Raw genomic sequence first — 25932 nt, 5'->3', positions numbered from 1 at the left:
GCGATCCCGCCGGCGGAGGAGCCGAGGCGTTTGCGGGCACCGGCAGGAGGGCGTCAGAAGGTGAGCACGCCGCGCGCCACCCGCCCGTGGTGGGCGTCGTCCACGGCCTTCGCGAAGTCCTCGACCGGGTAGACCTCCGTCACCAGCTCGTCCAGCAGCAGCCTGCCCTGCCGGTAGAGCTCGGCGTACAGCGCGATGTCACGCTGCGGGCGCGAGGACCCGTACCGGCAGCCCATGATCGTCTTGTCCAGGTACATGGACGACACGAGGAACGACGCCTCCTCCCGGAAGCCGGGCACGCCGAGCAGGATCGCCTGCCCGTGCCGGTCGAGGAGGTCGATCGCCTGGCGGATCAGCTTGACGTTGCCCACGCACTCGAAGGCGTGGTCGGCGCCGGTCGGCAGGATCTCGCGGACCGCCTCCGACGAGTCGGCCACGGCGGAGGCGTCGATGAAGTGCGTGGCGCCGAACTGCCGGGCCACCGCCTCCTTCGCCGGGTTCGCGTCCACCGCCACGATCGTCGTGGCACCCGCGATCCGGGCCCCCTGCAGCACGTTCAGCCCGATGCCGCCGGTGCCGATGACGACCACGCTCTCGCCCCGGTCCACGCGCGCCCGGTTCAGTACCGCCCCCACGCCCGTGAGGACCCCGCAGCCGATGAGCGCCGCCGAGGTCAGCGGAATGTCGGCCGGGATCTTCACCGCCTGCACGGCCCTGACGATCGTCCGCTCCGCGAAGGCGGAGTTGGAGGCGAACTGGAACAGCGGCTGCCCGCCCCGCGAGAACGGCCGGCCCGGCATCCCGATCGCCTTGCGGCACATCGTCGGCCGGCCCCGGTCGCAGTCCGCGCACGCCCCGCAGTTGGCGAGGGTGGACAGAGCCACGTGGTCGCCCGGCTCCACGTGCGTGACGCCCGCCCCCACCGCCTCCACGATGCCCGCGCCCTCGTGCCCGAGCACCACCGGCGGCGGGAAGGGGATCGTCCCGTCGATCACCGACAGGTCGCTGTGACACAGCCCGGCCGCCCCGATCGCGACCAGCACCTCCCCCGGCCCCGGGTCCCGGATCTCCAGGTCGTCGACCACCTGGGCCTGCTTGCCGTCGAACACGACGCCTCTCACCTGGGCTCCTTAGGCAGGCCGAGCACACGCTCGGCGATGATGTTCCGCTGGATCTCGTCCGAGCCGCCGTAGATGGTGTCGGCGCGGGTGAACAGGAACAGGCGCTGCTCCTCGTCGAGTCCGAGTTCGTACGGGAGCCCGGGCGCCCAGCCCGCCGGCCCGGCGGAAGCCGCCGCGCCGCGGACCTCCACCGCCAGCTCCCCCAGCCGCCGGTGCCAGCCGCCCCACAGCAGCTTGGCCACGCTGGGCGCGCCCGCGTCCCCCTCGGCTCCCAGGGTGCGCAGCGCGTTCCACCGCATGGTGCGCAGCTGCGCCCACTGCCGGACCAGCCGCTCCCGCAGGACGGCGTCCCCGGCTCCGGCGGCGGCCCGTGCCGCGTACGACGCCAGTACGCGCTCCAGTTCCGCCGCGAACCCGATCTGCTGCACCAGGGTCGAGACGCCCCGCTCCAGGGCGAGCAGGCCCATGGCCACGGTCCAGCCGTCGCCCTCGGCGCCGACGACCTCCGCCGCGACCGCCCCGTCGAAGAACACCTCGTTGAACTCGCTCGTGCCCGACATCTGCCGGATGGGCCGGACCTCGACGCGGCCGGGCTGGTCCATGCGTACGAGCAGGAACGACAGCCCCCGGTGGCGGCGCGAGCCGGGCTCGGTGCGGGCCAGGACGAAGCACCAGTCGGCGTCCTGGGCGAGCGAGGTCCAGATCTTCTGGCCGGTGACCCGGTACAGCCCGTCGGCCGCGTCCCGTACCGCGGCCGTACGGATCCCCGCGAGGTCGGACCCGGCGCCCGGCTCGCTGTAGCCCTGGCACCACAGCTCCTCCCCCCGCGCGATGCCGGGCAGGAACCGGTCCCGCTGCTCGGGCGACCCGTACGCGATGAGGGTCGGGGCGAGGAGGTTCTCGCCGATGTGGCCGACCCGGCCGGGCGCGCGCAGGGCCGCGTACTCCTCCGCCCACACCACCTGCCCGGTCAGCGACAGCCGCCGGTTGCCCCACCCGTCGGCCTCCCAGCCCTGCCCGATCCAGCCGCCCCGGCCGAGCTCGCGCTCCCACGCCCGCCGGATCCCGGTCCCCTCGTGCTCGCTGCCCGGGCCGCCGAGGCCGACGGCCTGCGCGTACGGGCCCACGAGGTGCTCCGCCAGCCACGCCCGGGCGCGCCGCCGCAGCTCCTCGTCCTCGGCCCCGAAACTGAAGTCCACGCCGCGCCCCTACGCGTTGGGGCGGTCCTTGGCGGCCGCCGCCTTCGCCATCGCCTCCAGTTGCGCGAGCATCGGCATCGGGTCGGTGCCGACCGTGCCGGGCAGGAAGTCGGCGATCTTCTCCGGCGTCCAGGAGCCCTCGGCGTATCCGGCGCGCAGCTCGCGCGGCTGCGCCCAGACGGCGATCTTCGGGCCGGCGATCGTGTAGACCTGCCCGGTGATGTCCTCGGCCCGGGCCCGGTCGCTGAGCAGGTAGGTGACCAGCGCCGCCACGTCCTCGGGCTCGCCGATCTCCTTGAGCTCCATGGGGACGTTCGCGGACATGCGGGTGCGGGCGACGGGTGCGACGGCGTTGGCCGTGACCCCGTACTTGGCCAGGCCCAGTGCGGCGGAGCGGACGAGGGAGATGATCCCGCCCTTGGCAGCGCTGTAGTTGGCCTGGGCGACGGAGCCCTGGTGGTTGCCGCTGGTGAAGCCGATCAGGGTGCCCGTGCCCTGCCGGCGCATGACGGCGGAGGCGGCGCGGAAGACGGTGAAGGTTCCCTTGAGGTGGGTGGCGACGACCGGGTCCCACTCCTCCTCGGACATGTTGAACAGCATCCGTTCGCGCAGGATGCCGGCCACGCAGACGACTCCGTCGATGCGTCCGTACCGTGCGAGCGCGGTGTCGACGAGGCGCTGGCCGCCCGCCATGGTGGAGATGTCGTCGGCGACGGCGACGGCCTCCCCGCCGAGGGCGGTGATCTCCTTCACCACGGCTTCGGCGATCTCGCTGGTGGGCTCCGCGCCCTCGATCCCGACCCCGTAGTCGTTGACGACGACCTTGGCGCCCTCGGCGGCCGCGGCGAGTGCCACGGCCCGTCCGATGCCCCGGCCGGCGCCGGTGACGGCCACGACCTTGCCTGCCAAGAAGTTCCCCACGTCCGGCCCCTTCCCGCGATTTCTGACGGACCGTTAGATTCTATGGGTAGTCAGATACACCTGCACAAGCCCTCGTTGACGTCGTAACCACCGCATCCACGCAAGGAGCTGTCGACGCCCATGACCCTGCCCGCCGAGTTCCACGACATCGCCAAGCGCGTCAACAACTGGGGACGCTGGGGAGCCGACGACGAGATCGGCACCCTGAACCTGATCACCGACGAGGTGGTCCGGGGCGCCGCGGCCGAGATCCGCACCGGCCGCCGGATCCCGCTCGCCCTGCCGCTCAAGGAGGACGGGGTCCAGGTCGGCATGATCCCCGGCCGGATCAACCCGCTGCACACGATGGTGCAGATCAACCAGGAGCTCTTCGGCCCCGGAACGGTGGCGTGCAGCGACGACGCCGTGAGCATGGGCCTCCAGGCGGGCACCCACTGGGACGCCCTCACCCACGTCTCGCACTCGGGGAAGATCTACAACGGCCGCCCGGCCGGCACCATCACGGCACACGGCCGCGCCGAGTTCAGCGGCATAGACAAGGCCGGACACATCGTCTCGCGCGGCGTGCTCCTCGACGTCGCGCGCACCAAGGGGCTGGACCGGCTGCCGGGGGACCACGCGGTGACCCCCGGGGACCTGACGGAGGCCGAGGAGTTCGGCGGGGTCACCGTCCGCCCCGGTGACATCGTCCTGGTCCGCACCGGCCAGATCCAGGTCTACCTGGCGGGCGACAAGCACGGCTACGGGTTCCCCTCGCCCGGACTGTCCGTCCGCACCCCCGAGTGGTTCCACGCGCGGGACGTGGCGGCCGTCGCGAACGACACCCTGACCTTCGAGATCTTCCCGCCGGAGGTCGAGAACCTGTGGCTGCCGGTCCACGCCCTCCACCTGGTCGAGATGGGCATGCACCAGGGCCAGAACTGGAACCTCGAAAAGTTGTCCACAGCCTGTGCAGAAGAAAACCGGTACGCCTTCCTCCTCTCCGCGATGCCGGAACCCTTCGTCGGCGGCACCGGCACCCCCGTGGCCCCGGTGGCCGTCCTCTGAGCCCGGCGGGCAGGCGGCGCCGGACCGGACGGCCCCGGCCACCCGCGAGCCGTGGGCGGTGGAACCATGAGGTGTACATGCCGCGTCACCGTACGCGCGTCACGCCCCGTCCCCACCACCTTCCCCGCAGGAGAAGCTCGCATGGCCAACCCGTACCAGGTAACGCCGCCGCCCGCCCCCAGGCGCCGCTCGGGCGGCAACGTCGTCGCCGTCATCGTCCTCGCCGTGGTCATCATCGGCGGCTACTTCATCATGCAGTCCCTCCGCAAGGACGACGGCAAGCCGACGGCGTCCCCCTCCGCCTCCCCCTCCACCAAGCCCACCGCCAAGGACCCCGGATCCCCCGAGTCCTCCTCCGACACCTCCAGTTCGTGGAAGGTCGGCGACTGCGGCGGCCCCGACCCGTCCAAGGCACCGGACGGATACAAGCGGGCGGGCTGCTCCGACTCCGGGGCCACCTTCAAGGCCATCGACATCAAGGAGGCCAGCATCCTCCCGAACGCGGTCCAGTGCCCGCCCGGCACGGACCTGATGATCGACGTGAGCATCTCCTACGGCGGCAAGGGGAGCGGCATCCCCACCAACACCGTCTGCGGCCGCAACCTCTCGGGCGACCACCCCGGTGACGCCGGCGCCGGCGGCGGCCAGCTGGTGAAGGGTGACTGCGTGACCTCCCAGGCCAAGGAGGTCGCCTGCGGCGGTTCGGGCGCCCAGAAGGTGCTCGGCCTCGTCAAGACGAAGTCCGAGTGCCCCTCCGGCACCACCGACCCGATCGAGCTGACCATCGCGATCGGCCGCCCGTACGACGTGATCTGCACCGACGGCTGAGCGGCCCCTGCGGCGGCGGCACCGCTCCACCGCCACCGCCGCAGGCCGCGCCCGCGCCCGGCCCGGTCACAGGGAGGGCGGCCGGCCCGAAAATTCCGTGCTCCGGCGCCGGCGAAGGCGCAGACTCGCCCTATGACGGACATGCGGGCGTTCCGGGATGCGGTCACCGGCTGGGCGGGCGGCGGACCCGGCGGGGCCGCACGCGAACTGGCCGTCCGCCTCAACGTACGGACGGCGGTGCTCCTGGAAGGGCCCAGCGATCACGCGGCCGTCGAGGCACTGGCCGCACGGCGCGGCCGCGACCTCGCCGCCGAGGGAGTGTGCGTCGTACCGATGGGCGGGGCGATGAGCGTGGCCCGCTACGCCGCACTCCTCGGGCCGCCCGGCCTGGGCCTGCGCCTGACGGGACTGTGCGACGAGCGCGAGCAGCCCTTCTACGACCGCGGCCTGGACCGGGCGCGGGCGCCGCGCCGGGGCTTCTTCGTGTGCGTGGCGGACCTGGAGGAGGAGCTCATCCGCGCCCTCGGCCCGGCGGCGGTCGAGGAGATCTTCGGGGCCGAGGGCGACCTCCGCGCCTGGCAGACCTTCCTGCGCCAGCCCGCGCAGCACGGCCGGCCCCGGCAGCAGCAGGTGCGGCGCTTCCTCGGCACGCAGAAGGGCCGCAAGATCCGCTACGGCCGCCTGCTCGTCGAGGCCCTGGCCCCCGACCGGACACCGGCCCCGCTCGACGATCTCCTGGCGTGCCTGTGACCGGCGCCGGCTGGCGGCCGGACCAGGCAGGTTCTGCGGGTGGCGGCGGCGCGCATGCACGCCCCGAGCGGCCGCCACCCCACGACCCGCACTCGTCAAGGCCTGTCCTTGGCGTCCCCTCGCGTCGAATCGCTCCACACCAGGGTGATCAAGATGTGACGAACCGTCAACACCTCGTTAGAGGTACACGCGCGGTTCCCGAGGCGGGGTATGACATTCCGACGGGCCGTCCGAGGAGCATGCGGAGGCGCAGTCCGAGGTGGATTTCTCCGCGCGGTCGATCTCGCACCAGATCTGCTTGCCCGCGCCCTCGCGCTGCCAGCCCCAGCGGTCCGCCAACCCGTCGACCAGTTCGAGCCCGCGCCCGCCCGTGTCCTCCCCGCACGCCTGCCGGCGGCTCGGCGCCCGGTCGCTCGCGTCGGCCACCTCGACCCGCACCCCCGGCCCCCCGAACAGCATCCGCAGCACGGCCGGACAGCCCGTGTGCACGACCGCGTTCGTGACCAGTTCGGAGATCAGCAGGATCAGCGTCTCGGCGAGCGGTTCGTCGTCCCCTATGCCCGACCCCGCCAGCCGGGAACGCGCCCACCGGCGGGCCCGGCCGACCTCGGCGGGATCCGCACCGACCTCCAGCTGAACCTGAAGCACCTGCACCGCTCACACCATCCGAACCGGCGGACACTTCGCCTCGCGACAGGACGGGATCACCGACTGTGACCCCCTTCCGTAGCAGCATGGTTGACATACAGTCACCACAACAAGCGCTTCGGGCATATTCCCCCGCGAAGGAGTGGGCGTGGTGCATACTGTGCGACGCTCGCGCCGCTCAACCGCTCGCATTCGTGGGAGCGTACCGGAGCAGGCCCCCGCTTCCGGGCCGCAATGGGTTGGGCGAAGGACACAAACCGATATCAACTCTCTGTAATCGGACATGCGTCCCGCGCCGTCCTTCCCGTGCCTCCACATCACCGTGAGCGACGTCCGCCGACCGGGAACCTACCCGGCCGAGCCCAGCAGCTCCTGCGCCAGCAGCTCCTCCGCCTCCCCCGCCGTCCGCCACTGCTCGGACCGCACCCAGGCCCGCTTCAGGTGCAGGTGCACGTCGGCCTCCCAGGTGAAACCCATCCCGCCGTGCACCTGCAGGCAGTCCCGGGCGTTGCCCACCGCCGCCCCGTCCGCGAGGAGCTTGGCCGCGGCCACCTCGCCCGGGTCCTGCGTCACCGCCGCCGCGTAGACCGCCGTACGGGCCACCTCCGCCCGCACCAGCATCCCCGCGCACAGATGCTTGACCGCCTGGAACGCCCCGATCGGCTGCCCGAACTGCTCGCGCTCGCCCGCGTACCGCACCGCCAGCTCCACCGTCCGCAACGCGCTCCCGAGCTGCAGCGCCGCCGTCAGCAGCGCGCCCGCCTCGCGGAACGCGGAACAGTCGCCGACGCTGCGGCCGTTGCCGTCGCCGCCGCCGCCGTACGAGGCCACCCGGTGCAGTGGGGTCAGCGGGTCCACCGAGCGCACCGGCTCGCCCGCCGGCACCGCGGACGCCCCCAGCACCGCGTCCGCCTCCCCGAGGTGGGCCACCAGCCGCCCGCCCAGGTCGAAGGCGCTCACCACCGCCGTTCCCGCCGCCGCCCCCGGGACCACCCCGGCAGCCAGGTGCGTGGCCACCAGCGGCCCGGGCACCAGCGCCCGCCCGGCCTCCTCGAAGACCAGGACCGCCTCCGGCAGCCCCAGGCCGACACCGCCCTCGGATTCGGGCAGGCGCAGCGCGAAGAAGCCCGCCGCCCCCAGCTCCCGCCACAGCCCCCGGTCCACGGCGGTGCCCGTGTCCAGGGAGGCGCGCAGCGCCTCGCGGCCGTACCGGCCCGCCAGGAGGTCCCGTACGCCCGCCCGCAGGTCCTTCTGGTCCTCGGTCGGCTGGAAGTCCATGCCCTCACCGGCCCTTCGGGAGGCCGAGGATCCGCTCGGCGACGATGTTCCGCTGGATCTGCGAGGTGCCCGCCGCGATCGTGTACGAGAGGGAGGAGAGCCGGTCCAGGGTCCACTCCTCCTCCAGGGACAGGGACTGGGCCCCGAGGACCTCCGCCGCCGTGTCGTACAGCTCCTGGCGGGCGTGCGAGTAGGCGAGCTTGAAGACGGAACCGCCGATGCCGGGGACCCCGCCCGCCGACCGCCCGGCCTCGCTCACGTTCCACTGGGTGAGCCGCCACAGCGCTCCGAACTCCCCGTACAGCCGCCCCAGCCTGCGCCGCAGGACCGGGTCGTCCCAGCGGCCGTTGGCCTTCGCGGTCCGGGCCAGTTCCCCCAGGGTCCGGCGGCAGGCGACGACCTCGCCGACGAAGGCGGTGCCCCGCTCGAAGGACAGCGTGACCATGGTGACCCGCCAGCCGTCGTTCTCCGCGCCGACCCGGTCGGCCACCGGGACCCGGACGTCGTCGAGGAACATCTCCGCGAACTCCGTCGACCCGGCGAGCGTGCGCAGCGGCCGTACGGTGACTCCCGGCGCGTCCATCGGCATGGCCAGCCAGGTGATCCCGCGGTGCTTGGGGGCGTCGGGGTCCGTGCGTACGAGCAGCTCGCACCAGTCGGCTACCTCCGCGTGCGAGGTCCAGATCTTGGACCCGCTGATCACGTAGTCGTCGCCGTCCCGCACGGCCCGCGTCCGCAGGGAGGCCAGGTCGGAGCCCGCGTCCGGCTCGCTGAACCCCTGGCACCACACCTCGTCGCCGCGCAGCACGGGCGGCAGCCAGCGCGCCCGCTGCGCGGCCGTGCCCTCGGCGGCGATCGTCGGGCCGGCGTGCAGCAGCCCGACGAAGTTCGCGCCGACGTAGGGGGCCCCGGCGCGCTCGGTCTCCTCCAGGAAGATCAGGTGCTGGGTCGGGGTGGCCCCCCGGCCGCCCGCGTCGACCGGCCAGTGCAGGCCCGCGTACCCGGCCTCGTACAGCCTGCGCTGCCAGCCGAGGTCGTACGCGCGCCGGCCCGGCCAGTCGTCCGGGGACGGCCGGGCGGGCAGCTCGGGGAGCACCTTGGCGAGCCACGCGCGCAGCCGGGCCCGGAAGTCCTGCTCCTCCTCGGTGTAGGTCAGGTCCATCAGCGGCTCGTGCGGTCCCGGTCGAAGGACAGGTCGAGCATGCGGATGGCGTTGCCGCGCATCAGCTTGTAGACCGTCTCGTCGTCGAGCCCCTTCACGTGGTCGAGGGCGACCTCCTTGGTGTGCGGGAAGGTCGAGTCCACGTGCGGGTAGTCGGTCTCGAAGGTGGCGTTGTCGCGGCCGACGACGTCGAGGGAGGCGATCCCGTGCTTGTCGCGGAAGAAGCAGCAGAACATCTGCCGGTAGTAGTAGGTGGACGGCGGCTCGGGGATCAGGTCGCGGACCCCGCCCCAGGCCCGGTGCTCCTCCCAGACGTCGTCGGCGCGCTCCAGGGCGTAGGGGATCCAGCCCATCTGGCCCTCGCTGTAGGCGAGCTTGAGCGTGGGGAACTTGACGAGCACCCCGCTGAAGAGGAAGTCCATCATCGAGGCCATCGCGTTGTTGAAGCTGAGCGAGGCCTGGACGGCGGGGGGCGCGTCGGGGGAGGCGGCGGGCATCTGGGAGCTGGACCCGATGTGCATGTTGATCACCGTGCCGGTCTCCTGGCAGACGGCGAAGAAGGGGTCCCAGTAGCCGGAGTGGATGGAGGGCAGGCCGAGGTAGGTGGGAATCTCGGAGAAGGTCACCGCCTTCACCCCGCGGGCCGCGTTGCGCCGGATCTCGGCGACGGCGAGGTCGATGTCCCAGAGCGGGATGATGCACAGCGGAATCAGCCGGCCGCCGCTGTCCCCGCACCACTCCTCGACCATCCAGTCGTTGTAGGCGCGCACGCAGGCGAGGGCGACCTCCTTGTCATGGGCCTCGGCGAAGGTCTGGCCGCAGAAGCGCGGGAACGTCGGGAAGCACAGCGACGCCTCGACATGGTTCAGGTCCATGTCGAGCAGGCGCGCCTTGGGGTCCCAGCAGCCGCGGCGCATCTCCTCGCGGGTGATGCCCTCCAGGGTCATGTCGTCGCGGTCGAAGCCGACGGCGGCGATGTTGCGCTTGTACGGGAACTTCAGGTCCTCGTAGATCCACCAGTCGGTCGGCGGTCCGTCGGGGTCCATGGTGATGACGTACTTGCCGCCGGTGTAGGCGAGTTCGCCGATGCCGGCGGTGAGCGCCTTGGGCCCGCGGTCGCGGTACTTCGCGGGCAGCCAGACATCGAACAGGTGCGCGGGCTCGATCACGTGGTCGTCGACGCTGATGATCCGAGGCAGTTCCATGGTCTCCCCAATTCACCGATCTGATGGATCGTCAGAAACAAGCTAGCCCCGCCACCCCTGGACCGACAAGCGTCGGCGCCCTACGCTCTGCGCTTGATCTGACTATCCGTCAGCTCAAGGTTCGGCCACGAGCTCGGCCAAGGGGAGGTCTGGGATGACGGACACCGCGACCGCGACAGAACTGAGCCGGTCCCGCACCCTGTGGGAACTCATCTCCCGCCGGGCCGCACTGACCCCGGACACCACCGCCCTGATCGAGGCGGCCGACCACCCCGCCCACGACCGCCGGCTCACCTTCGGCGAACTGCACGACCGCGCCGAACGCGTCGCCGCCGGCCTGCACGACACGGGCGTACGCCCCGGCACCGTCGCCGCCTGGCAGCTCCCCACCCGCATCGAGACCGTGCTGCTCTCCGCCGCCCTCGCCCGCATCGGCGCCGTCCAGACCCCCGTCATCCCCTTCTACCGGGACCGCGAGGTCGGCTTCGCCCTCCGCGAGTCCAAGGCCGAGTACTTCGCCGTCCCCGGAACCTGGCGCGGCTTCGACCACACCGCCATGGCCTCCCGCCTCGGCGCGCGCGGCGTCCTGGAGGCCTACGACACCCTCCCCGAGGGCGACCCGGCCACCCTCCCCGCGCCACCCGCCTCCGGCACCGACGTCCGCTGGATCTACTGGACCTCCGGCACCACCTCCGACCCCAAGGGCGTCCTGCACACCGACCGCTCCCTGATCGCGGGCGGCTCCTGCCTCGCCCACGCCCTGCGCCTGCGCCCCTCCGACGTCGGCTCCATGGCCTTCCCGTACGCGCACATAGGCGGCCCCGACTACCTGGTGATGCTGCTCCTGTACGGCTTCCCCGCCGTCCTCTTCGAGAAGTTCGCGATGCCGGACGCGCTGGACGGGTACCGCCGCCACGGGGTCACCGTGGCCGGCGGATCGACGGCCTTCTACTCCATGTTCCTGACCGAGCAGCGCAAGGCCCCGGACATCCCGCTGATCCCCACCCTGCGCCTCCTGGCGGGCGGCGGCGCCCCCAAACCCCCGGAGATCTACCACGCGGTCGTACGGGAACTGCGCTGCCAGCTGACCCACGGCTACGGCATGACCGAGGTCCCGATGATCACCATGGGCGCCCCGGACGACACCCCCGAGAACCTCGCCGCCACCGAGGGCCGCCCCCCGGCGGGCATGTCCATCCGCATCACCACCCCGGACGGCACCGAACTGCCCCCGGACACGGACGGCGAGGTCCGCCTCCGGGGCGAGGCCGTCTGCCAGGGCTACCTGAACGGCGACGAGCGGACCGAGGCCTTCGACCGCGACGGCTACCTGGTCACGGGCGACCTCGGCCACCTCACGGAGGACGGCTACCTGGTCCTCACCGGCCGCAGCAAGGACGTCATCATCCGCAAGGGCGAGAACATCTCGGCGAAGGAGATCGAGGACCTCCTCCACCAGCTCCCCGGCGTCACGGACGTCGCGGTCATCGGCCTCCCGGACCCGACCCGCGGCGAACGCGTCTGCGCGGTCGTGGAACAACCTCCGTCGGCCGCCCCCCTGACCCTCCCCCAGCTGACCGCCTACCTCCGCACCCAAGGCCTGGCCACCCACAAACTCCCGGAACAACTGGAACTCCTGGAGGCCCTCCCCCGCAACGACACTCTGCGCAAGGTCCTGAAGTACAAACTGCGCGAGCGATACGCGTAGGGGGGACGGGGGTGGCGGGGGGGGGATGGGGAGACGGGGGACCCACCTTTCCAGGCGCGGGACGGCTGCGGGAGGAGCGGAATCCACGGGAGCGGTGGTCAGTGACGTGCTTGGGGGTTTCCCGTCAGTCTCATCGTCTCTCCGCGGCGGGCCGGTCCCTCAAGGGCGCTCCTCCTTCGTCGTCGCGTCGCTACGCGATGGCCTGACGGCCACCCTTGACCGACCGACCCGCCCCGGAAATCCGAAGACTGCCGAGAAGCCCCCAAAAGAACGAGCCGGGCACTCAAGGATCAGGACGGGGCGGCCAGAGACCCCCTGCCCGGACGGGGGCAGGGACACCCGACAGACGGGGCCCATCCAGACCCGGACCCGGATCGGGGGAGGCGCGTCCAATCGCTACGCGCTCCTGATGTCTCAGCGTCCGACGACCGTCCTGGGCTGGACATAGGCCGCCCAAGGCCTCGATCTGGCGCTCGACCTGCGTCCGACGGCCGGCCTGGGCTGGACATAGGCCGCCCACGGCCTCGGTTCGGCGCTCGACCTGCGTCCGACGACCGGCCGGGGGCCGGGCAAGACGGCCCACCACCCGTCGGCGCGCGTCCGACGGCCGGCGGGGGCGGCGGAGAGGGACTGGCGGCTCATTCCTCGGCTATTGCGTCGTGAACAAGGGTCATCGCAGCACCGGGCTCACGAGCTGGGGTGTAAATAGGGGCAATAAGACCCAAACGGCTGGCCTTTGAGACGCACACGTGGGCTGACCCGGATGCACGACGGAATAGCCGCAGTCCGGCGTCCGTCCGTCGACATCGAGCCACCCGCCGGATGCACGGCGAATGTGATCGTTTGACGCGGGCCAAATGAGTTGAACTCTTCTCGTCAGCCGGGAGGATGGGAGCGCTCGGCGAGGACGCGAGCAGATTCCGGGCGGTTGGAGGAAGCATGGCCAAGGAGTTCCAGGTGACGTACGACTGCGCGGATCCGGGAGCGCAGGCGGTGTTCTGGGCGCAGGCGCTGGGTTACCAGGTCCAGCCCCCGCCCGAGGGGTTCCCCGACTGGCCGGCCGCACTCACCGCTTGGGGCGTACCGCCCGAGCAGCACAACAGCCGGTCCGCCATCACGGATCCGGACGGAAAGGGGCCGAGGATCTTCTTCCAGCAGGTCCCGGAGGGAAAGACCGGCAAGAACCGCCTGCATCTGGACGTGCGCTCCGCCCCCGGCCTCAAGGGGGACGAGCGGATGGCCGTGCTGGAGGAGGAGTGCACCCGGCTGGAAGGCCTGGGCGCGAAGCGGCTGTACCGCTTGGACGGCAATGCCATGGATCAGGGGATCATCGTCATGGCCGACCCTGAGGGGAACGAGTTCTGCCTGGACTGACGGGCGGATCAGCCACGGACGGCCGCCGGTCGCGGTCCGCGAGAAGCGCGTAGCGATCCGGGGCGGCCTATGTCCGGCCCACGACGGGCTGGAGACGCTGAGACGTCGGGAGCGCGTAGCGATTGGACGCGCCTCCCCCGACCCGGCAGGCCGCTGCCATGGGCCCCCGTCTGTCGGGTGTCCCCGCCCCCGACCGGGCCGGGCATCTCTGGCCGCCCCGTCCCTTGGAGCCTGGACCGGCTCGTTCTTTTGGGGGCTTCTCGGCAGTCTTCGGATTTCCGGGGCGGGACGGTCGGTCAAGGGTGGCCGAAGGCCATCGCGAAGCGACGCGAGGAACGAGCGCCCTTGAGGGACCGGCCCGACACGGAGAGACGATGAGACTGACGGGAAACCCCCAAGCACATCACTGACCACCGCCCGAGCAGCTCCCGCCCTCCGGAGCCCCCGCCCCACCACCCGACCCCGCCCGCAGCGGCCTCGCTCCTACAGCCTGCTCAGTGAGGCCGCCGCGAACAGGACATCGCGGATCGCCTCGCGGTCACCGTGCTGGCCCACCGCGCCTCCTCCGGGGAGATGTGCCCGGCGGCCAGCTGGCAGAACTCGATGCCGTCCAGGGCGATCTCCGCGACCGTCCGTTCCGGCGACGGTTTCGCTCCCGGCGAGTCCAGCGCGATGTCCCAGCCTCCGCCGCCCGCTCCCTCGATCTCCAGGTGCAGGGTCCGCCCGGGCGCGCCCGCCGCGACCAGGCCCCGCGCCGGGGCGGCCAGACCCGCACGCCTGCGCTGCGCCAGCGCGCTCGGCAGGAGCCGCGCCGCCAGGTCGATCATCCCGTGCAGGTGCGGCCCGGACGGCGGCTCGTACGGGTAGTCCACCGCCTCCGCGATGTCCCACGCGTGCACCCAGCACTCGAAGGCCCGTTCCAGGAAGGCGTCTCCGAGCGGCAGCGCGAAGCCCCCGTAGTCCACCGCCAGCTCGGCGACTCCCCGGCCCGCGAAGGAGACCGTACGCACCAGCGTGTGGCCCTGTTCCCGCCACGGGTCGCGGACCTGCCGGGTGACCGGGTACGGCGACGCACCCCAGAAGTGCTCGGTCCGCAGGGTCGGACCGCCCTTCGGCGCGTCCGGACCCAGCGGGTCGTCGAGCCCCAGCGCCGAGGCGATCAGCCCGTCCACCGACAGCAGATGGCCGATCACCCCCGCCACCGTGGTCCGCTGCGACCGGCGCCGTTCCTCCTCGAACCACTTGAGCCGCACCGGGGTGTGCCATTCCGAGTCCCCGAAGTCCTGCAGCAGCGCGTCGAGCCGCGCGGTCTCGGTGTCGTACGGACTCGCCCACACCGGCACCGGAATGCGGGCCGGCCGCTTGCCCAGGCAGTCCTCCAGGACGCGCGAGCGCAGCAGCGGTTTCAGGTCGAGGTTCTCCTCCGGGTGCAGCAGCCCCACCGCGTCGCGCAGCCGCAGCGCCTCCTCCGCGCAGGGCGCGCACTCGGTGAGGTGGTCCTCCACCGCCTGGGTCTCCTCGGCGGAGCAGGCCGCCAGTGCCCACGCGCCGAGCAGGGACTTCAGCACGGAGTGCGAGGGCGGTGGCGCCGGCTCGAACGGCACCGGCTCGAACGGCGGCAGCTCGATCGGCGGCGGCATCAACCGCGGCGCGTGCCCCGGGTCGAGGTCGTCGGCGGCGCCGCGCGGACCCGGTATCCGTGCCTGGCCGCCGCCGGGACGCTCGTATCCGTCATCGGGCGACTGGGGAGGGCCGTTCATCGGGGTGTTCCATATCCGGACTGGGCGGATTCCTCCTGCGGGAGGGCGTTGGCGGTCGACAGCAACTGCAGCCCGAGCCGCAGCCTGCGCCGCGCCTCGTCCTCGCTGATCTGCAGGTCGGCGGCGGCCTGCCGGTAGTCGCGCCGCTTGAAGTACGCGAGTTCCAGCGCGGCGCGCAGGGGCGCGGGCATCGAGGTGACGATGTAGTCGGCGCGGGCGGCCGCGTTGGCGCTGCGCACCTTCTGCTCCAGCTCCTCGCGGGAGCCCCGGCCCAGTTCGGCCTGGCGCAGCCGGGCAACGGCCTGGCCCTGGGTGATCCGGGCGACCCATGAGCGCATGGAGCCCTGCTTGGGGTCGTAGGCGTCCGGGTTCTCCCAGATGTAGCCGAACACCTCGCGGGTGATCCGGTCAGCCGCCTTCTCGTCGCCCAGCACCCGGTGCGCCAGGCTGTGCACGAGCGAGGCGAACCGGTCGTACAGCTCCCCGAGCGCGGCGGCCTCGCCACGGGCGAGTCGCTGCTGCATGCGGCGGTCCCAGCGCGGTGGTGCGTCCTTCGGCATGAATGCCCCCAGCCGTGTGTCGACGCATCGAATGTAGTGGGCACATGGCGGATCGCGCCTCTTTTGCGAGAACCTCACCCTGGAAGTGCGCCCTGCGTGATAGGCGCGTGGCAGGGCGTGAACGGTGGTACGGCCGACGGCACATGGGGACAGGTGTACGCGCCCCACCGCGCTCCCCGTGCGCGGGTTCGATGCGGCCGCCTCCTTGACCACTTCGCTTAACGCGCAGGCCACATAGGCCTTACGCTCCTGCCTTGTCTTGTCTTGATCTGAACCCCACTGCACACGTGAAGGCGGAACGCCGAAATGGACAGCGCAGAATACGAGCGCAAGATCGCCGCCCGATTCGCCACCTTCGACCAGGACGGGTCCGGCTATATCGACCGGGAGGACTTCAGCGCGGCCGCTAAGGCCGTCCTGGCCGAATTCGGTACCACCGCCCGGTCGGACAAGGGCCAGGCCGTCTTCGCGGGCGCCGAGGCCTTCTGGCAGGGAATGGCCGGCATCGCGGACGTCGACGGGGACCAGCGGGTGTCCCGCGAGGAGTTCATCACCGGGGCCGCGAAGCGGCTGCGCGACAACCCGGAGCGGTTCGCGGAGATCGCGCGGCCGTTCCTGCGGGCCGTGATCGCGGTGGCGGACGAGGACGGCGGCGGCGCGACGCCACCGAACGCGGCCCGGGTGCTGCGCGTCCTGGGCACCGCCCCGGAGCTGGCCACCGAGGTGGCGGCGGCCCTGGACGCGGACCGCGACGGCCGTATCTCGGAGGACGAGATCCTGGCGGCCTTCGCGGGCTACTGCGGGGTGGAAGCCCCCGACGCGTAACGCCTGCGGCGCGCCCGGCCGTACATCCGGCTGCGCCGACACGATCCAGCCCCGTCGGCGTGCGAGGCGCGGGGGTCCGGGGGCAGCGCCCCCGGCAGCCCGGCCCGCACGGGCCGACCGCGCCTCACACGCCGGCGGGGCCGTACTTCGCTACGCGAACACCACCGTGCGGGCGCCGTTCAGGAGCACGCGGTGCTCGCTGTGCCACTTCACCGCGCGCGCGAGCGCCTGGCACTCCACGTCCCGCCCGATCGCCACCAGCTGGTCCGGCGTCACCTCGTGGCCGACCCGCTCGACCTCCTGCTCGATGATCGGTCCCTCGTCGAGGTTCGCCGTCACGTAGTGCGCGGTCGCGCCGATCAGCTTCACGCCTCGCGCGTGCGCCTGGTGGTACGGCTTCGCGCCCTTGAAGCTCGGCAGGAACGAGTGGTGGATGTTGATGATCCGCCCGCTCAGTTCCGTGCACAGCTTGTCCGACAGCACCTGCATGTAGCGCGCCAGGACCACCAGGTCGACGTTCTCGGCGCGCACCAGCTCCAGCAGCCGCTCCTCCGCCTCCGCCTTCGTGTCCTTCGTGACCGGAATGTGCACGAACGGGATGTCGTAGGAGCCGACCAGTTCGGCGAAGTCGGTGTGGTTGGAGACCACGGCCGCGATCTCCACCGGCAGGGCGCCGATCCGCGTACGGAACAGCAGGTCGTTCAGGCAGTGCCCGAACTTGGACACCATGAGGATGATCCGCATGCGCTCCTCGGAGCGGTGGATCTGCCAGTCCATCTTGAACGAGTCGCCGATCGCGGCGAAGCTGGCGCGCAGCTTGTCGACCGTCACCGGGGGCTCGGCCTCGAAGTGCACCCGCATGAAGAAGAGCCCGGTCTCCCGGTCTCCGAACTGCTGGCTGTCCACGATGTTGCATCCGGTCATGAAGAGGTAACTCGACACGGCATGCACGATGCCCTGCTTGTCGGGGCAGGACATGGTCAGGACGTACTGCGGCTGGGGCTGGTGCTGGGCCGGGGCCTCGGTGTGCGGGTCGCTCATGACCGCACAGCCTTTCACACCGCGCGGGTGAGGATCTTCAGCGCATCGAGCGATGTCGGTCGCACGTCGGGGTCGTCCCCGTCGGCTTCCGCCAGCCGTACGTGCGCCTCGCGCGCGGCACGTACCGCCTCGGGCCACGCGTGGTGCTCCAGGTAGGCGGAGACGGGGGCGTCGGGCCCGACCTGGTGGAGGATGCGGAGCACCCGCAGCACGGCGAGGTCGACGACGGCCGCCTCCTGCGAGTCGCGGAAGATCGTGCCGACGTACTTCTCGGCGGACCAGCTGTCGAGCCAAGTGTCCTCGACGAGCCGGTACACGGCGTCGGTGATGTCGCCGTACGCCTCGTCGCCGGTCAGCCAGGTGTCCTCGTGGAAGACCGGATCGGAAAGCATGTGCAGCGCCGAGCGCACGTTGCTGCGCCAGCGCCACCACGGCATGTCATTGAGGGGCATGCCGCCCATGGTGGAGGAGCGGCCGCCGCGTCGGGAAGAGTTCTTCGAACCTTGGGCGAATGTCACGCTTTCGATCGTACGTTCCTGTTCAGCGCGATCTTGAGGCGCCCACGGCGACGGCGCCCCCGCAATTCACCTGGCCGTCACCCGATGTTGTGTCCATCTCACTCGACAGTTACCAGCGGGGCGGAATGGTGCATGGACATGACCATCTCGCGACGCGCCGTATCCCTCTCCCGCACCTTCGTGGCCACGGCGATGGGTACGTGCCTCATCGCCGCGTGCGGGGCGCTCCCCGGGGGTTCCGGAGGGTCCGGCGGGACCGTCACCGTCATGACCTTCGCCCCCGAAGAGACCAAAGCGACCAACATGCCCGGAATGACCGGCATGGCCAAGGCGTACGAGCGCTACGTGAACTCCAAGGGCGGGATCAACGGGCGCAAACTGCGCGTACTGACCTGCAACGAGAAGAACACGCCCTCCGGTGCCGCCGACTGCGCCCGCAAGGCCGTCGCCGAGAAGGCGGTCGCCGTCGTCGGCTCCTACAGCCAGCACGGACGCGCCTTCATGGCCCCGCTGGAGGCGGAGGGCATCCCCTTCATCGGCGGCTACGGAGTCTCCTCCGAGGAGTTCCAGTCCCCCCTGTCCTACCCGGTCAACGGCGGCCAGCCCGTCCTCATCGCCGGGGCCGGCCACCAGCTGGGCCGCGCCTGCAACCAGGTCGCCCTGGTCCGCCCCGACACCATCGCGGGCGACACCCTGCCGGTCCTCCTCAACGCCGGACTGCGGGCCAACAAGATGGCGGACGCATCCGACATCCGGGCCGCCGAGGACTCCGCCGACTTCGTGGCGCAGGCCCGCGAGGCCCTCGCGCACACCAGCGGCACCGGCAAGGAGAAGGAAAAGGAGAAGGGCTGCGTGACCGCCGTCCTCGGCGAGCGCACCGAGACCTTCTTCGACGCCTTCCGCCGGACCGACGCCCAGCGCAAGAAGCCGCAGATCTCCTCCGTCCTGGGCAGCGTGAGCCAGTCCCTCGTGGACCGCACCGGCGGCAAGGAGAGCCCCTTCGAGGGCGCCTACCTGACCAGCTGGTACCCGGTGTCCGCCGATCCCCTCTGGGAGCCCATGCGGAAGGTGGTCTCCGAGTTCGCCTTCGGCGACGACAGCGTCGACCCCGACGACAGCGGGGCGCAGACCACCTGGATCGCGTACACGGTGCTCAGCGAGATCCTCAAGCGCTTCGCGTCGGACGCGCCCGTCACCGGCCGCACGGTCAAGCGGGCCCTGAACGAGTCGCAGCCGGTCAACACCGGCGGCCTCACCCCGGCCCTGAGCTGGCGCTACCAGGACATGCGCGCCGTCGCCGGCTTCCCCCGCATCGTCAACGGCCAGGTCACCTTCCAGATCGTGCAGGCCGGGCGGCTCGTGGCACAGCCCGGCGAGCAGTCCCTGGACATGACCCCGACCCTGGTGGCGGCCCCGCCCACGGCCTGATCCGAACCGGCTCTCAAAGCTGGGTCTTGTCCCGCTTGGTGAGGCCGTACTTGCCGGCGATCGCGTTCCACAGGGTCGCGGCGGACTCCTTGGCCTTCGTCGCCTCGCCGCTGGACTTGTTGCCCTCGGAGGCGTTCTTGGTGGCCTTGGCCTTGCCGTCCTTGCACTTGTCGTCGTCCACGTCGTCCGCCCAGGCCGCGTAGCTGTTGTCGGCGTCCGCGGAGGACTGCCAGGCCTTGGTCAGGGACGCGGACAGCTTGACGTGGTCCGGCAGCTGGTCCAGCTTCAGCTCCTGGAGACGGGTGACGAGCTCCTCGCGCTGGCGGGCCGCGTCGCGCAGGTCGGCGGCCGCCTGGTCGAGGTTGCTGCAGGCCTTGATGTCCTCCACGGCCTTGATCACCGCGGCCCGGCTGTCGTTGCTGTCCGCGAGGACCTTGTCGAGCTGGACGGCCTGCGGGCGGGCCGGGTCGACCGGAGCCTCACCGCCGGGGGCCGCGGATCCGCCGTTCGCGGCCGGGGCGTCGGCGACCGCGCCGGGGTCGTTGTTCTGCGGCTTGCCGTCGGCGAGCAGCGAACCGACGCCGAGCCCGACGACGGCCAGGCCGATGACCACCGCCGCGATGATCGCGGGCGATACCTTGCGCGCGGGCTCCGGGGGCGGCGGGGGCGGGGCGTACTGCTGCTGCGGCGGCTGGTGCGGCTGCTGGTACTGGGGCTGCTGCGGGTGGGGACGCGGCGACGGCCGGCGCAGCACGGGATCCTGTACGGGCGGCAGGTGCTGCGTCTGCCCGGCGGCGTCGTCGCCGCGGAAGAGCCCGTCGAACCCTTCGGCGGCGGGGACCGGCGGCATGTACTGGGTCGCCGCCTCGTGCACGGGGGCCGCCGGGACCGGCGGTATGTACTGCGTCGCCGCCTCGTCGTGCCCGGGACCCGCCGGCACCGGCGGGATGTACTGGGTCGCGGCCTCATCGTGGGCCGGGGCGGCCGGGACCGGCGGGATGTACTGGGTCGCGGCCTCATCGTGGGCCGGGGCGGCCGGGACCGGCGGGATGTACTGGGTCGCGGCCTCGGGCAGCGGGGGGTAGCCGTAGCCGTGCGGATCCCCCGGCCCCTCGTAGCCGGGTCCCACCACGTGCCCGGGCACGGCCTCCGCGCCGGGGTAGGCCTGCGGGTATCCGTACGCGGCCCCGGGCTGCGGCTGCTGCTCCTGCGGCGGCTGCTGCTGATCCGGGTACGCCGGATATCCGGACGCCGGGTCCGGACCCCACGGGGCACCCTGCTGGGGGGCGCCCCCTTGTCCGTTCTGCGTCACCGGGACTCCTTCTCCGACTCGCCCGACCCTACGGAACCGTCGGCTCACGCTACCCGGTCACGCACCGCCACCGGGAGAGCACCCCGAACCCCACCCCGGCCGACCGAACCGGCTGCGCCGACATCCGGGGCCCGGGGCCGGGAACACAGCCCCGAACGGTCGGCGCCGGACATTCCTAGGCCGTCACCTCCAGCCGCGCCGCGAACTCCCGCACCGCCGCCTCCTCCCGGTACGGCTCCAGCCGCGCCCGGAAGTCGTCCAGGTACTCCACGCCCCGGTTCGAGCGGAGCCCCTCCAGCAGCTCCGCCGCCTGCGTCGCCGTCAGGCAGGCCTGTTCCACCTCCCGCTGCTGCACCTGCGCCGCCGCCAGCAGCAGCAGCCCGATCGCCCGGCGGCGTGCCTTGCCCGCCGGGAGACCCCGCAGGGCCTCCTCCGCCCGCCTGGCCGCCGCGTCCGCCTGGCCCAGGTCGCGGTGGCAGTGGGCCAGCTCGTCCGCCAGGTACGCCGCGTCGAAGTGGCGGATCCACACCGGGTCGTCACCCGACTCCGGCTCGGCCCGCTCCAGCGCGCTCACCGCCCGCCCGGACAGCACCGCCGTCGCCCGGGTGTCCCCGAGCAGCGCGTGCCCGCGCGCCTCGGCCGCGTAGAACATGGCCTCGACCCGCGGGGTGACCTGCCCGCGCGTCCCCTCCTGGGCGGCCCGGGCCAGCTGCGCGATCTCCCTCGGGTTGCCCAGTTCGGCGGCCAGGTGGCTCATGGACGCTGCGAGCACGTAGCCCCCGTACGCCCGGTCCCCCGCCGCCTGGGCCAGGCGCAGCGCCTGGATGTAGTAGCGCTGGGCCAGGCCCGGCTGGCCCGTGTCCACCGCCATGTAGCCGGCGAGCTCGGTCAGCCGGGCCACCGCCGCGAACAGGGCCCGCCCGACGGGTTCCCGGTACGAGCCGCCGATCAGCCCGGACACCACCGAGTTGAGGTAGTGCACGACCACCGGCCTGACGTGCCCGCTGCCGAAGCGGTGGTCGAGGTCCTTGAGCGCCTCGGTGGTCGCGCGGACCGCCTCGACGTCCGGCATGCCGACCCGCGAGCCGCCACTGCGGGCCACCTGGGTGTCGGCCCCGGTGATCAGCCAGTCGCGGCTCGGCTCGACGAGCGCGGAGGCGGCCACGCTGGAGCCGGCGAGGAAGTCACGGCGGCCGACATCGCTGCGCCACAGCTCGCAGACCTGCTCGATGGCGCCGACGACGGTCGGGGAGAACTGCAGGCCGACCCCTGAAGCGAGGTTCTTGCCGTTGGCCATGCCGATCTCGTCGATCGTGACGGTCCGGCCGAGTTTGCGCCCGAGCGCCTCGGCGATGATTCCGGGAGCCCGGCCGCGCGGCTGCTGGCCGCGCAGCCACCGGGCCACGGAGGTCTTGTCGTAGCGGAGATCGAGACCGTGCTCGGCCCCGCACATGTTCACGCGCCGGGCTAGCCCGGCGTTGGAGCACCCGGCTTCCTGGATGAGCGCCTGCAGCCGTTCGTTCGGCTGGCGGGCGACGAGAGGCCTGGCTGCCATGAAAACCCCCTGCTGACCGCGGGTGATCCGTTGGAATGATCACTTCCCGCCTGATGTGCGGAGAATCTTCCGCTCTGCGTCGTGTCGCTACCCAACTCCGGCGCCCCGGCCTCCTACGCGCCCCCACGCGTGCATCAGTGCGCCCCGTATGCAGGATCGATGCTCCGCCCGCCGCCGGGTTTACGCCCGTAACCCCGGGTGACCCGGAGAGTTGTGATGGGCGTGGAAGAGACCATCGGAGTCACGGAGACCGCACCCATCCCCAAGCAGCGCGGCGAGCAGCTGCTGGACCATGCCGTGCGGTACGCGGAAGAACGGCACTGGGATGTCTTCGCCGGCACCTGGTTGGAGCCCGGGGACGGCCGCGAGCTGTGCTCCTGCGGGGCCGAGGACTGCCCGGCGCCCGGCGCGCACCCGGCGGTGAAGGACTGGGCGGCGCACGCCACCGGCAGCGCGGTGCAGGTGCGCCGGATCTGGGCGAAGCACCCGCAGGCCTCGATCCTGCTGCCGACGGGCCGGACCTTCGACGCGCTCGACGTGCCCGAGTCGGCCGGATTCCTCGCGCTGGCGCGGCTGGAGCGGATGGAGCGCACCCTCGGGCCGGTCACGCTCACGCCCGAACACCGGATGCTGTTCTTCGTCCTGCCGGGCGCCGGCGTCAAGGTGCCCGACCTGGTGCGCAAGCTGGGCTGGCCGGCCGCCACGATCGACCTGGTGGCACGGGGCGAGGGCGAGTACGTGGCGGCGCCGCCCACCCGGTTCGGCGGCCGGGGCTCGGTCCAGTGGGCGCGGCGGCCCACGCCGGCGAACCGGTGGCTGCCGGACACCGAGGAGCTGATCGACGCTCTGGCGTACGCGTGCGGCAGTGAGGCCGCGGCGGAACGCAAGCGCCGCCAGGGCTGACCCGGACACCCGGACCCCGCCCTGCCGACCTGCGAAATCAGGGCGAAAACTGATGACATAAGTAACTGCTCAAGCCTCTCCCCCTCCTCCTATGGTGAAGAAGGAACGACCAACGGGGACGTAATGAGAGGCAGGCGCATGCCGGACCAGGGCGATGCGACGGGTGGAACGTACGGAACGGGTGGCGCGCGATCCGCGCCGCCCGCCGTGCGCGTGGAAGGTCTGTGGAAGCGGTTCGGCGAGCAGGTGGCCGTCGCCGGGATAGACCTGGAGCTGCCCGCGGGGCAGTTCATCGGCCTGGTGGGCCCCAACGGCGCGGGCAAGACGACCACGCTGTCGATGGTGACCGGCCTGCTGCGCCCGGACATGGGGCGGGTCCACGTCGCGGGGCACGACGTGTGGGCGGACCCGACCGAGGTGAAGGCGCGGATCGGCGTACTGCCCGAGGGGCTGCGGCTCTTCGAGCGGCTGTCGGGACGCGAACTGCTCGGCTACATGGGCCGGCTGCGCGGGCTGCCGGGCGAGGAGACCGACAAGCGGGCGACGCAGCTGCTGGACGTCCTCGACCTCGCGGGCTCGCAGCACAAACTGGTCGTGGACTACTCGACCGGTATGCGCAAGAAGATCGGCCTGGCGGCGGCGCTGCTGCACAACCCCGAAGTGCTCTTCCTGGACGAGCCGTTCGAGGGCGTCGACCCGGTGTCGGCGCAGACCATCCGCGGGGTGCTGGAGCGCTACACGGCCTCCGGTGCCACGGTCATCTTCTCCTCCCACGTGATGGAGCTCGTCGAGTCGCTGTGCGACTGGGTGGCCGTGATGGCCGCCGGCCGGATCCGCGCCGCGGGCCCGCTGGCCGACGTACGGGGCTCCGCGCCCTCGCTGCAGGCCGCCTTCCTCGAACTGGTCGGCGCACACGGGCGGGACGCGGCCGGTGACTCGCTGGACTGGCTCGGCGGCGGCTCCGGGGCGGGATCGCGATGACCTCGTCCTCGCCCTCGCCCGCCAACCCGGCTACCGGAACGGCTGCCGGACCGGCCGGCACCGTGACCGCCTCCGCCTCCGGAGCCCCGGGGCCCACGGACGCCGCAGGCGCCGCAGGCGCCACCCGGGTCCCGTCCGCCGCGTCGGTCCCGCTGACCCCGGTCTTCGTCCGCCTCAAGCTGTCGCTGCTGCGCAACGGACTGAAGGGCTCCTCGAAGCGCAAGGCCGCCTACTTCTCGACGCTCGCCCTCGCCCTGGTCGTCGGCTTCTTCGTGACGCTCGGCCTGGCCCTGCTGCACGGGAACGCCCACGCGGGCACGGTCGTCGTGCTGCTGGCCGCGATCCTGGCCCTCGGCTGGACCTTCATGCCGCTGTTCTTCCCCTCCGGGGACGAGACCCTCGACCCGAGCCGGCTGGTCATGCTGCCGCTGCGCCCGCGTCCTCTCGTACAGGCCCTCCTCGCCTCCTCGCTGGTCGGCATCGGGCCGCTGTTCACCCTGTGCCTGGCCATCGGTTCCGTACTGGCCGTGGCACGCGGCGCAGCCGGCGCGGTGGCCGCGGTGGTGGCCGCGCCCCTGCTGGTGCTCGGCTGCGTGGCCCTCGCCCGGGCGGTGGCCACGGCCAACGTACGGCTGCTCACCAGCCGCAAGGGACGCGACCTGGCCGTGCTCAGCGGCCTGCTGATCGCGGTGGGCGGGCAGGTGGCCAACTTCGCCAGCCAGAGCCTGTTCCAGGCGGGTGGCCTGGCCTCGCTGGAGCCCGTCGAGGATGTCGTGCGCTGGCTGCCGCCGGCGACCGCCATCGGCATGGTGGACTCGGCGAGCGAGGGCGCGTACGGGGTGGCGGCCGCCCAGCTGGCCCTGACCCTGGCCGCGGTGATCGCCCTCCTGTGGTTCTGGGAGCGGACCCTGACCCGGCTGATGGTCACCCCGGACGGCTCGACCATCACCGCGGCCCGGCCGATGAAGGACCGCGGCGCGGGCGGCCGGCGGTCCCTGCTGCCCGCCGGACGCACGGGAGCGACGATGCGGCGCACCCTGCGCTACGCCGTCCGCGATCCGAAGACCAAGTCGGGCTGGGTGACCTCGCTGGCGATCGGCGTGATCATCCCTGTCTTCAACGCCCTCCAGGGCTCGGGGTCCGTATACCTCGGCTGCTTCGGCGCGGGCATGCTCGGCATGCTGATGTACAACCAGTTCGGTCAGGACACCTCGGCGTTCTGGATGGTCGCGCAGACCATCTCCTCCACGCGCGACGCGTACGTCGAACTGCGCGCGCGGGCCGCCGCGCTGGCCCTGGTCACCGTCCCGTACACGGTGCTGGTCACCTCGGTCACGGCCGCGGTGATCGGCGACTGGTCCGCCCTCCCGGCGGCCACGGGCCTGGCCCTGGCCCTGCTGGGTTCGATGCTCTGCACGGGTGCGCTGGCCTCGGCCCACTTCCCGTACTCGATCCCGTCGGACGGCGCCTTCAAGAACGTCGCCCCGGGGCAGGGCGGTCTCGCCTGGGGCGGAATCCTCGCCGGGATGGTGGTCTCGGCGATCGTCTCCGCGCCGGTGATCGTCATGACGATCTGGCTCAACGTGGGTGACCACCAGGACATCTCCTGGATCGTGCTCCCGCTGGGTGCGGCCTGGGGCACGCTGGCCGCCTGGGCGGGCCTGCGACTCGCGGCCCCCACGGTGGCGCGCAAGCTCCCGGAGATCCTGTGGGCGGTCAGCAAGGGCTGACCGGCGACCGCGACTGCCGACCGCTGACCGGCGACCGCGCCGGAACGGGCCGGGCTCCGCTCCCTCACGGGGGCGGAG

The 25932-nt window shown here is 72.2% G+C and carries 22 protein-coding genes and 1 pseudogene; 10 read left to right on the top strand and 13 right to left on the bottom strand.

Annotated features, from left to right (window positions below; all coding sequences use genetic code 11):
• Positions 1-53: 53 nt before the first annotated feature.
• From Sspor_RS24615 to Sspor_RS24605, 3 genes are read right to left on the bottom strand one after another with little or no spacing between them, the layout of a single operon-like run.
• Positions 54-1121 carry a Zn-dependent alcohol dehydrogenase gene (locus Sspor_RS24615; RefSeq protein WP_202201059.1) on the bottom strand — a complete coding sequence of 356 codons (1068 nt, stop codon included), beginning with the start codon at positions 1119-1121 and terminating at the stop codon, positions 54-56.
• Positions 1118-2320 carry an acyl-CoA dehydrogenase family protein gene (locus Sspor_RS24610; protein WP_202201058.1) on the bottom strand — a complete coding sequence of 401 codons (1203 nt, stop codon included), beginning with the start codon at positions 2318-2320 and terminating at the stop codon, positions 1118-1120. The genes Sspor_RS24615 and Sspor_RS24610 overlap by 4 nt, the downstream gene beginning before the upstream one ends.
• Before the next feature lie 9 nt (positions 2321-2329).
• A complete protein-coding gene (locus tag Sspor_RS24605; RefSeq protein ID WP_202201057.1) occupies positions 2330-3241 on the bottom strand; it encodes an SDR family NAD(P)-dependent oxidoreductase in 912 nt (303 codons plus the stop codon).
• Positions 3242-3361: 120 nt separating this feature from the next.
• On the opposite strand from Sspor_RS24605, the gene Sspor_RS24600 reads away from it, so the two are divergent.
• The 3 genes from Sspor_RS24600 to Sspor_RS24590 all read left to right on the top strand — a co-directional run bounded on the left by Sspor_RS24600 (position 3362) and on the right by Sspor_RS24590 (position 5866).
• Positions 3362-4288: a cyclase family protein gene (locus tag Sspor_RS24600; protein ID WP_202201056.1), complete on the top strand. Its 927-nt coding sequence runs from the start codon at positions 3362-3364 to the stop codon at positions 4286-4288.
• Between the two features lie 141 nt (positions 4289-4429).
• Positions 4430-5116: a hypothetical protein gene (locus Sspor_RS24595; RefSeq protein ID WP_202201055.1), complete on the top strand. Its 687-nt coding sequence runs from the start codon at positions 4430-4432 to the stop codon at positions 5114-5116.
• Between the two features lie 132 nt (positions 5117-5248).
• On the top strand, positions 5249-5866 hold the full coding sequence (locus Sspor_RS24590) for a TOPRIM nucleotidyl transferase/hydrolase domain-containing protein (RefSeq protein WP_202201054.1): 618 nt from the start codon (positions 5249-5251) through the stop codon (positions 5864-5866).
• A 177-nt stretch (positions 5867-6043) separates the two neighbouring features.
• Here Sspor_RS24590 and Sspor_RS24585 read toward each other — a convergent pair whose 3' ends face one another.
• The 4 genes from Sspor_RS24585 to Sspor_RS24570 all read right to left on the bottom strand — a co-directional run bounded on the left by Sspor_RS24585 (position 6044) and on the right by Sspor_RS24570 (position 10159).
• Positions 6044-6520 (bottom strand): ATP-binding protein, encoded by a 477-nt coding sequence (locus Sspor_RS24585; RefSeq protein WP_237404005.1) that lies wholly within the window; start codon positions 6518-6520, stop codon positions 6044-6046.
• Between the two features lie 342 nt (positions 6521-6862).
• On the bottom strand, positions 6863-7792 hold the full coding sequence (locus tag Sspor_RS24580) for an acyl-CoA dehydrogenase family protein (protein ID WP_202201053.1): 930 nt from the start codon (positions 7790-7792) through the stop codon (positions 6863-6865).
• 4 nt (positions 7793-7796) lie between these two features.
• Positions 7797-8954, bottom strand: coding sequence for an acyl-CoA dehydrogenase (locus Sspor_RS24575; RefSeq protein ID WP_202201052.1), 1158 nt, complete (start codon positions 8952-8954; stop codon positions 7797-7799).
• Entirely contained in the window at positions 8954-10159 is a 1206-nt protein-coding gene (locus Sspor_RS24570; RefSeq protein ID WP_202201051.1) for an amidohydrolase family protein, read from the bottom strand. The genes Sspor_RS24575 and Sspor_RS24570 overlap by 1 nt, the downstream gene beginning before the upstream one ends.
• Before the next feature lie 154 nt (positions 10160-10313).
• Here Sspor_RS24570 and Sspor_RS24565 point away from each other — a divergent pair, with 154 nt between their 5' ends.
• Both Sspor_RS24565 and Sspor_RS24560 read left to right on the top strand, forming a co-directional pair.
• Positions 10314-11867, top strand: coding sequence for a class I adenylate-forming enzyme family protein (locus Sspor_RS24565; RefSeq protein ID WP_202201050.1), 1554 nt, complete (start codon positions 10314-10316; stop codon positions 11865-11867).
• Positions 11868-12806: 939 nt separating this feature from the next.
• Positions 12807-13241 carry a VOC family protein gene (locus Sspor_RS24560; protein WP_202201049.1) on the top strand — a complete coding sequence of 145 codons (435 nt, stop codon included), beginning with the start codon at positions 12807-12809 and terminating at the stop codon, positions 13239-13241.
• Positions 13242-13724: 483 nt separating this feature from the next.
• Here Sspor_RS24560 and Sspor_RS24555 read toward each other — a convergent pair.
• Positions 13725-15001 (bottom strand): annotated as a pseudogene (locus Sspor_RS24555) (maleylpyruvate isomerase N-terminal domain-containing protein).
• On the bottom strand, positions 14998-15561 hold the full coding sequence (locus tag Sspor_RS24550) for a sigma-70 family RNA polymerase sigma factor (RefSeq protein ID WP_202201048.1): 564 nt from the start codon (positions 15559-15561) through the stop codon (positions 14998-15000). Before Sspor_RS24550 ends, Sspor_RS24555 begins: the two are co-directional and overlap by 4 nt.
• Positions 15562-15867: 306 nt before the next feature.
• Here Sspor_RS24550 and Sspor_RS24545 point away from each other — a divergent pair, with 306 nt between their 5' ends.
• Entirely contained in the window at positions 15868-16386 is a 519-nt protein-coding gene (locus Sspor_RS24545) for an EF-hand domain-containing protein (protein ID WP_202201047.1), read from the top strand.
• A 150-nt stretch (positions 16387-16536) separates the two neighbouring features.
• Here the strand turns inward: Sspor_RS24545 and purU are convergent, their stop codons facing one another.
• Both purU and Sspor_RS24535 read right to left on the bottom strand, forming a co-directional pair.
• Complete coding sequence (gene purU, locus Sspor_RS24540) at positions 16537-17427, bottom strand: formyltetrahydrofolate deformylase (RefSeq protein WP_202201046.1); 891 nt, start codon at positions 17425-17427, stop codon at positions 16537-16539.
• A 14-nt stretch (positions 17428-17441) separates the two neighbouring features.
• Positions 17442-17888, bottom strand: a complete 447-nt coding sequence (locus Sspor_RS24535) for an SCO4402 family protein (RefSeq protein ID WP_030774087.1) — start codon at positions 17886-17888, stop codon at positions 17442-17444.
• A gap of 195 nt (positions 17889-18083) precedes the next feature.
• On the opposite strand from Sspor_RS24535, the gene Sspor_RS24530 reads away from it, so the two are divergent.
• Positions 18084-19373: an ABC transporter substrate-binding protein gene (locus Sspor_RS24530; RefSeq protein ID WP_202201045.1), complete on the top strand. Its 1290-nt coding sequence runs from the start codon at positions 18084-18086 to the stop codon at positions 19371-19373.
• 13 nt (positions 19374-19386) lie between these two features.
• On the opposite strand, the gene Sspor_RS24525 is transcribed toward Sspor_RS24530, so the two are convergent.
• Together Sspor_RS24525 and Sspor_RS24520 are read right to left on the bottom strand one after the other, a co-directional pair.
• Positions 19387-20685 (bottom strand): hypothetical protein, encoded by a 1299-nt coding sequence (locus Sspor_RS24525; RefSeq protein ID WP_237404004.1) that lies wholly within the window; start codon positions 20683-20685, stop codon positions 19387-19389.
• Between the two features lie 175 nt (positions 20686-20860).
• On the bottom strand, positions 20861-22240 hold the full coding sequence (locus Sspor_RS24520) for an NsdA family TPR-like regulatory protein (protein WP_202201043.1): 1380 nt from the start codon (positions 22238-22240) through the stop codon (positions 20861-20863).
• A 222-nt stretch (positions 22241-22462) separates the two neighbouring features.
• On the opposite strand from Sspor_RS24520, the gene Sspor_RS24515 reads away from it, so the two are divergent.
• The 3 genes from Sspor_RS24515 to Sspor_RS24505 all read left to right on the top strand — a co-directional run bounded on the left by Sspor_RS24515 (position 22463) and on the right by Sspor_RS24505 (position 25854).
• Positions 22463-23143 (top strand): bifunctional DNA primase/polymerase, encoded by a 681-nt coding sequence (locus Sspor_RS24515; RefSeq protein WP_202203832.1) that lies wholly within the window; start codon positions 22463-22465, stop codon positions 23141-23143.
• Positions 23144-23281: 138 nt separating this feature from the next.
• On the top strand, positions 23282-24124 hold the full coding sequence (locus tag Sspor_RS24510; RefSeq protein WP_202201042.1) for an ABC transporter ATP-binding protein: 843 nt from the start codon (positions 23282-23284) through the stop codon (positions 24122-24124).
• Entirely contained in the window at positions 24121-25854 is a 1734-nt protein-coding gene (locus tag Sspor_RS24505; RefSeq protein ID WP_237404003.1) for a GumC domain-containing protein, read from the top strand. Before Sspor_RS24510 ends, Sspor_RS24505 begins: the two co-directional genes overlap by 4 nt.
• The last annotated feature ends 78 nt before the right edge of the window (positions 25855-25932 follow it).

This window comes from Streptomyces spororaveus (assembly GCF_016755875.1).
GTDB lineage: Bacteria > Actinomycetota > Actinomycetes > Streptomycetales > Streptomycetaceae > Streptomyces > Streptomyces spororaveus.
This window is presented reverse-complemented; position numbering and strand designations above follow the sequence as displayed.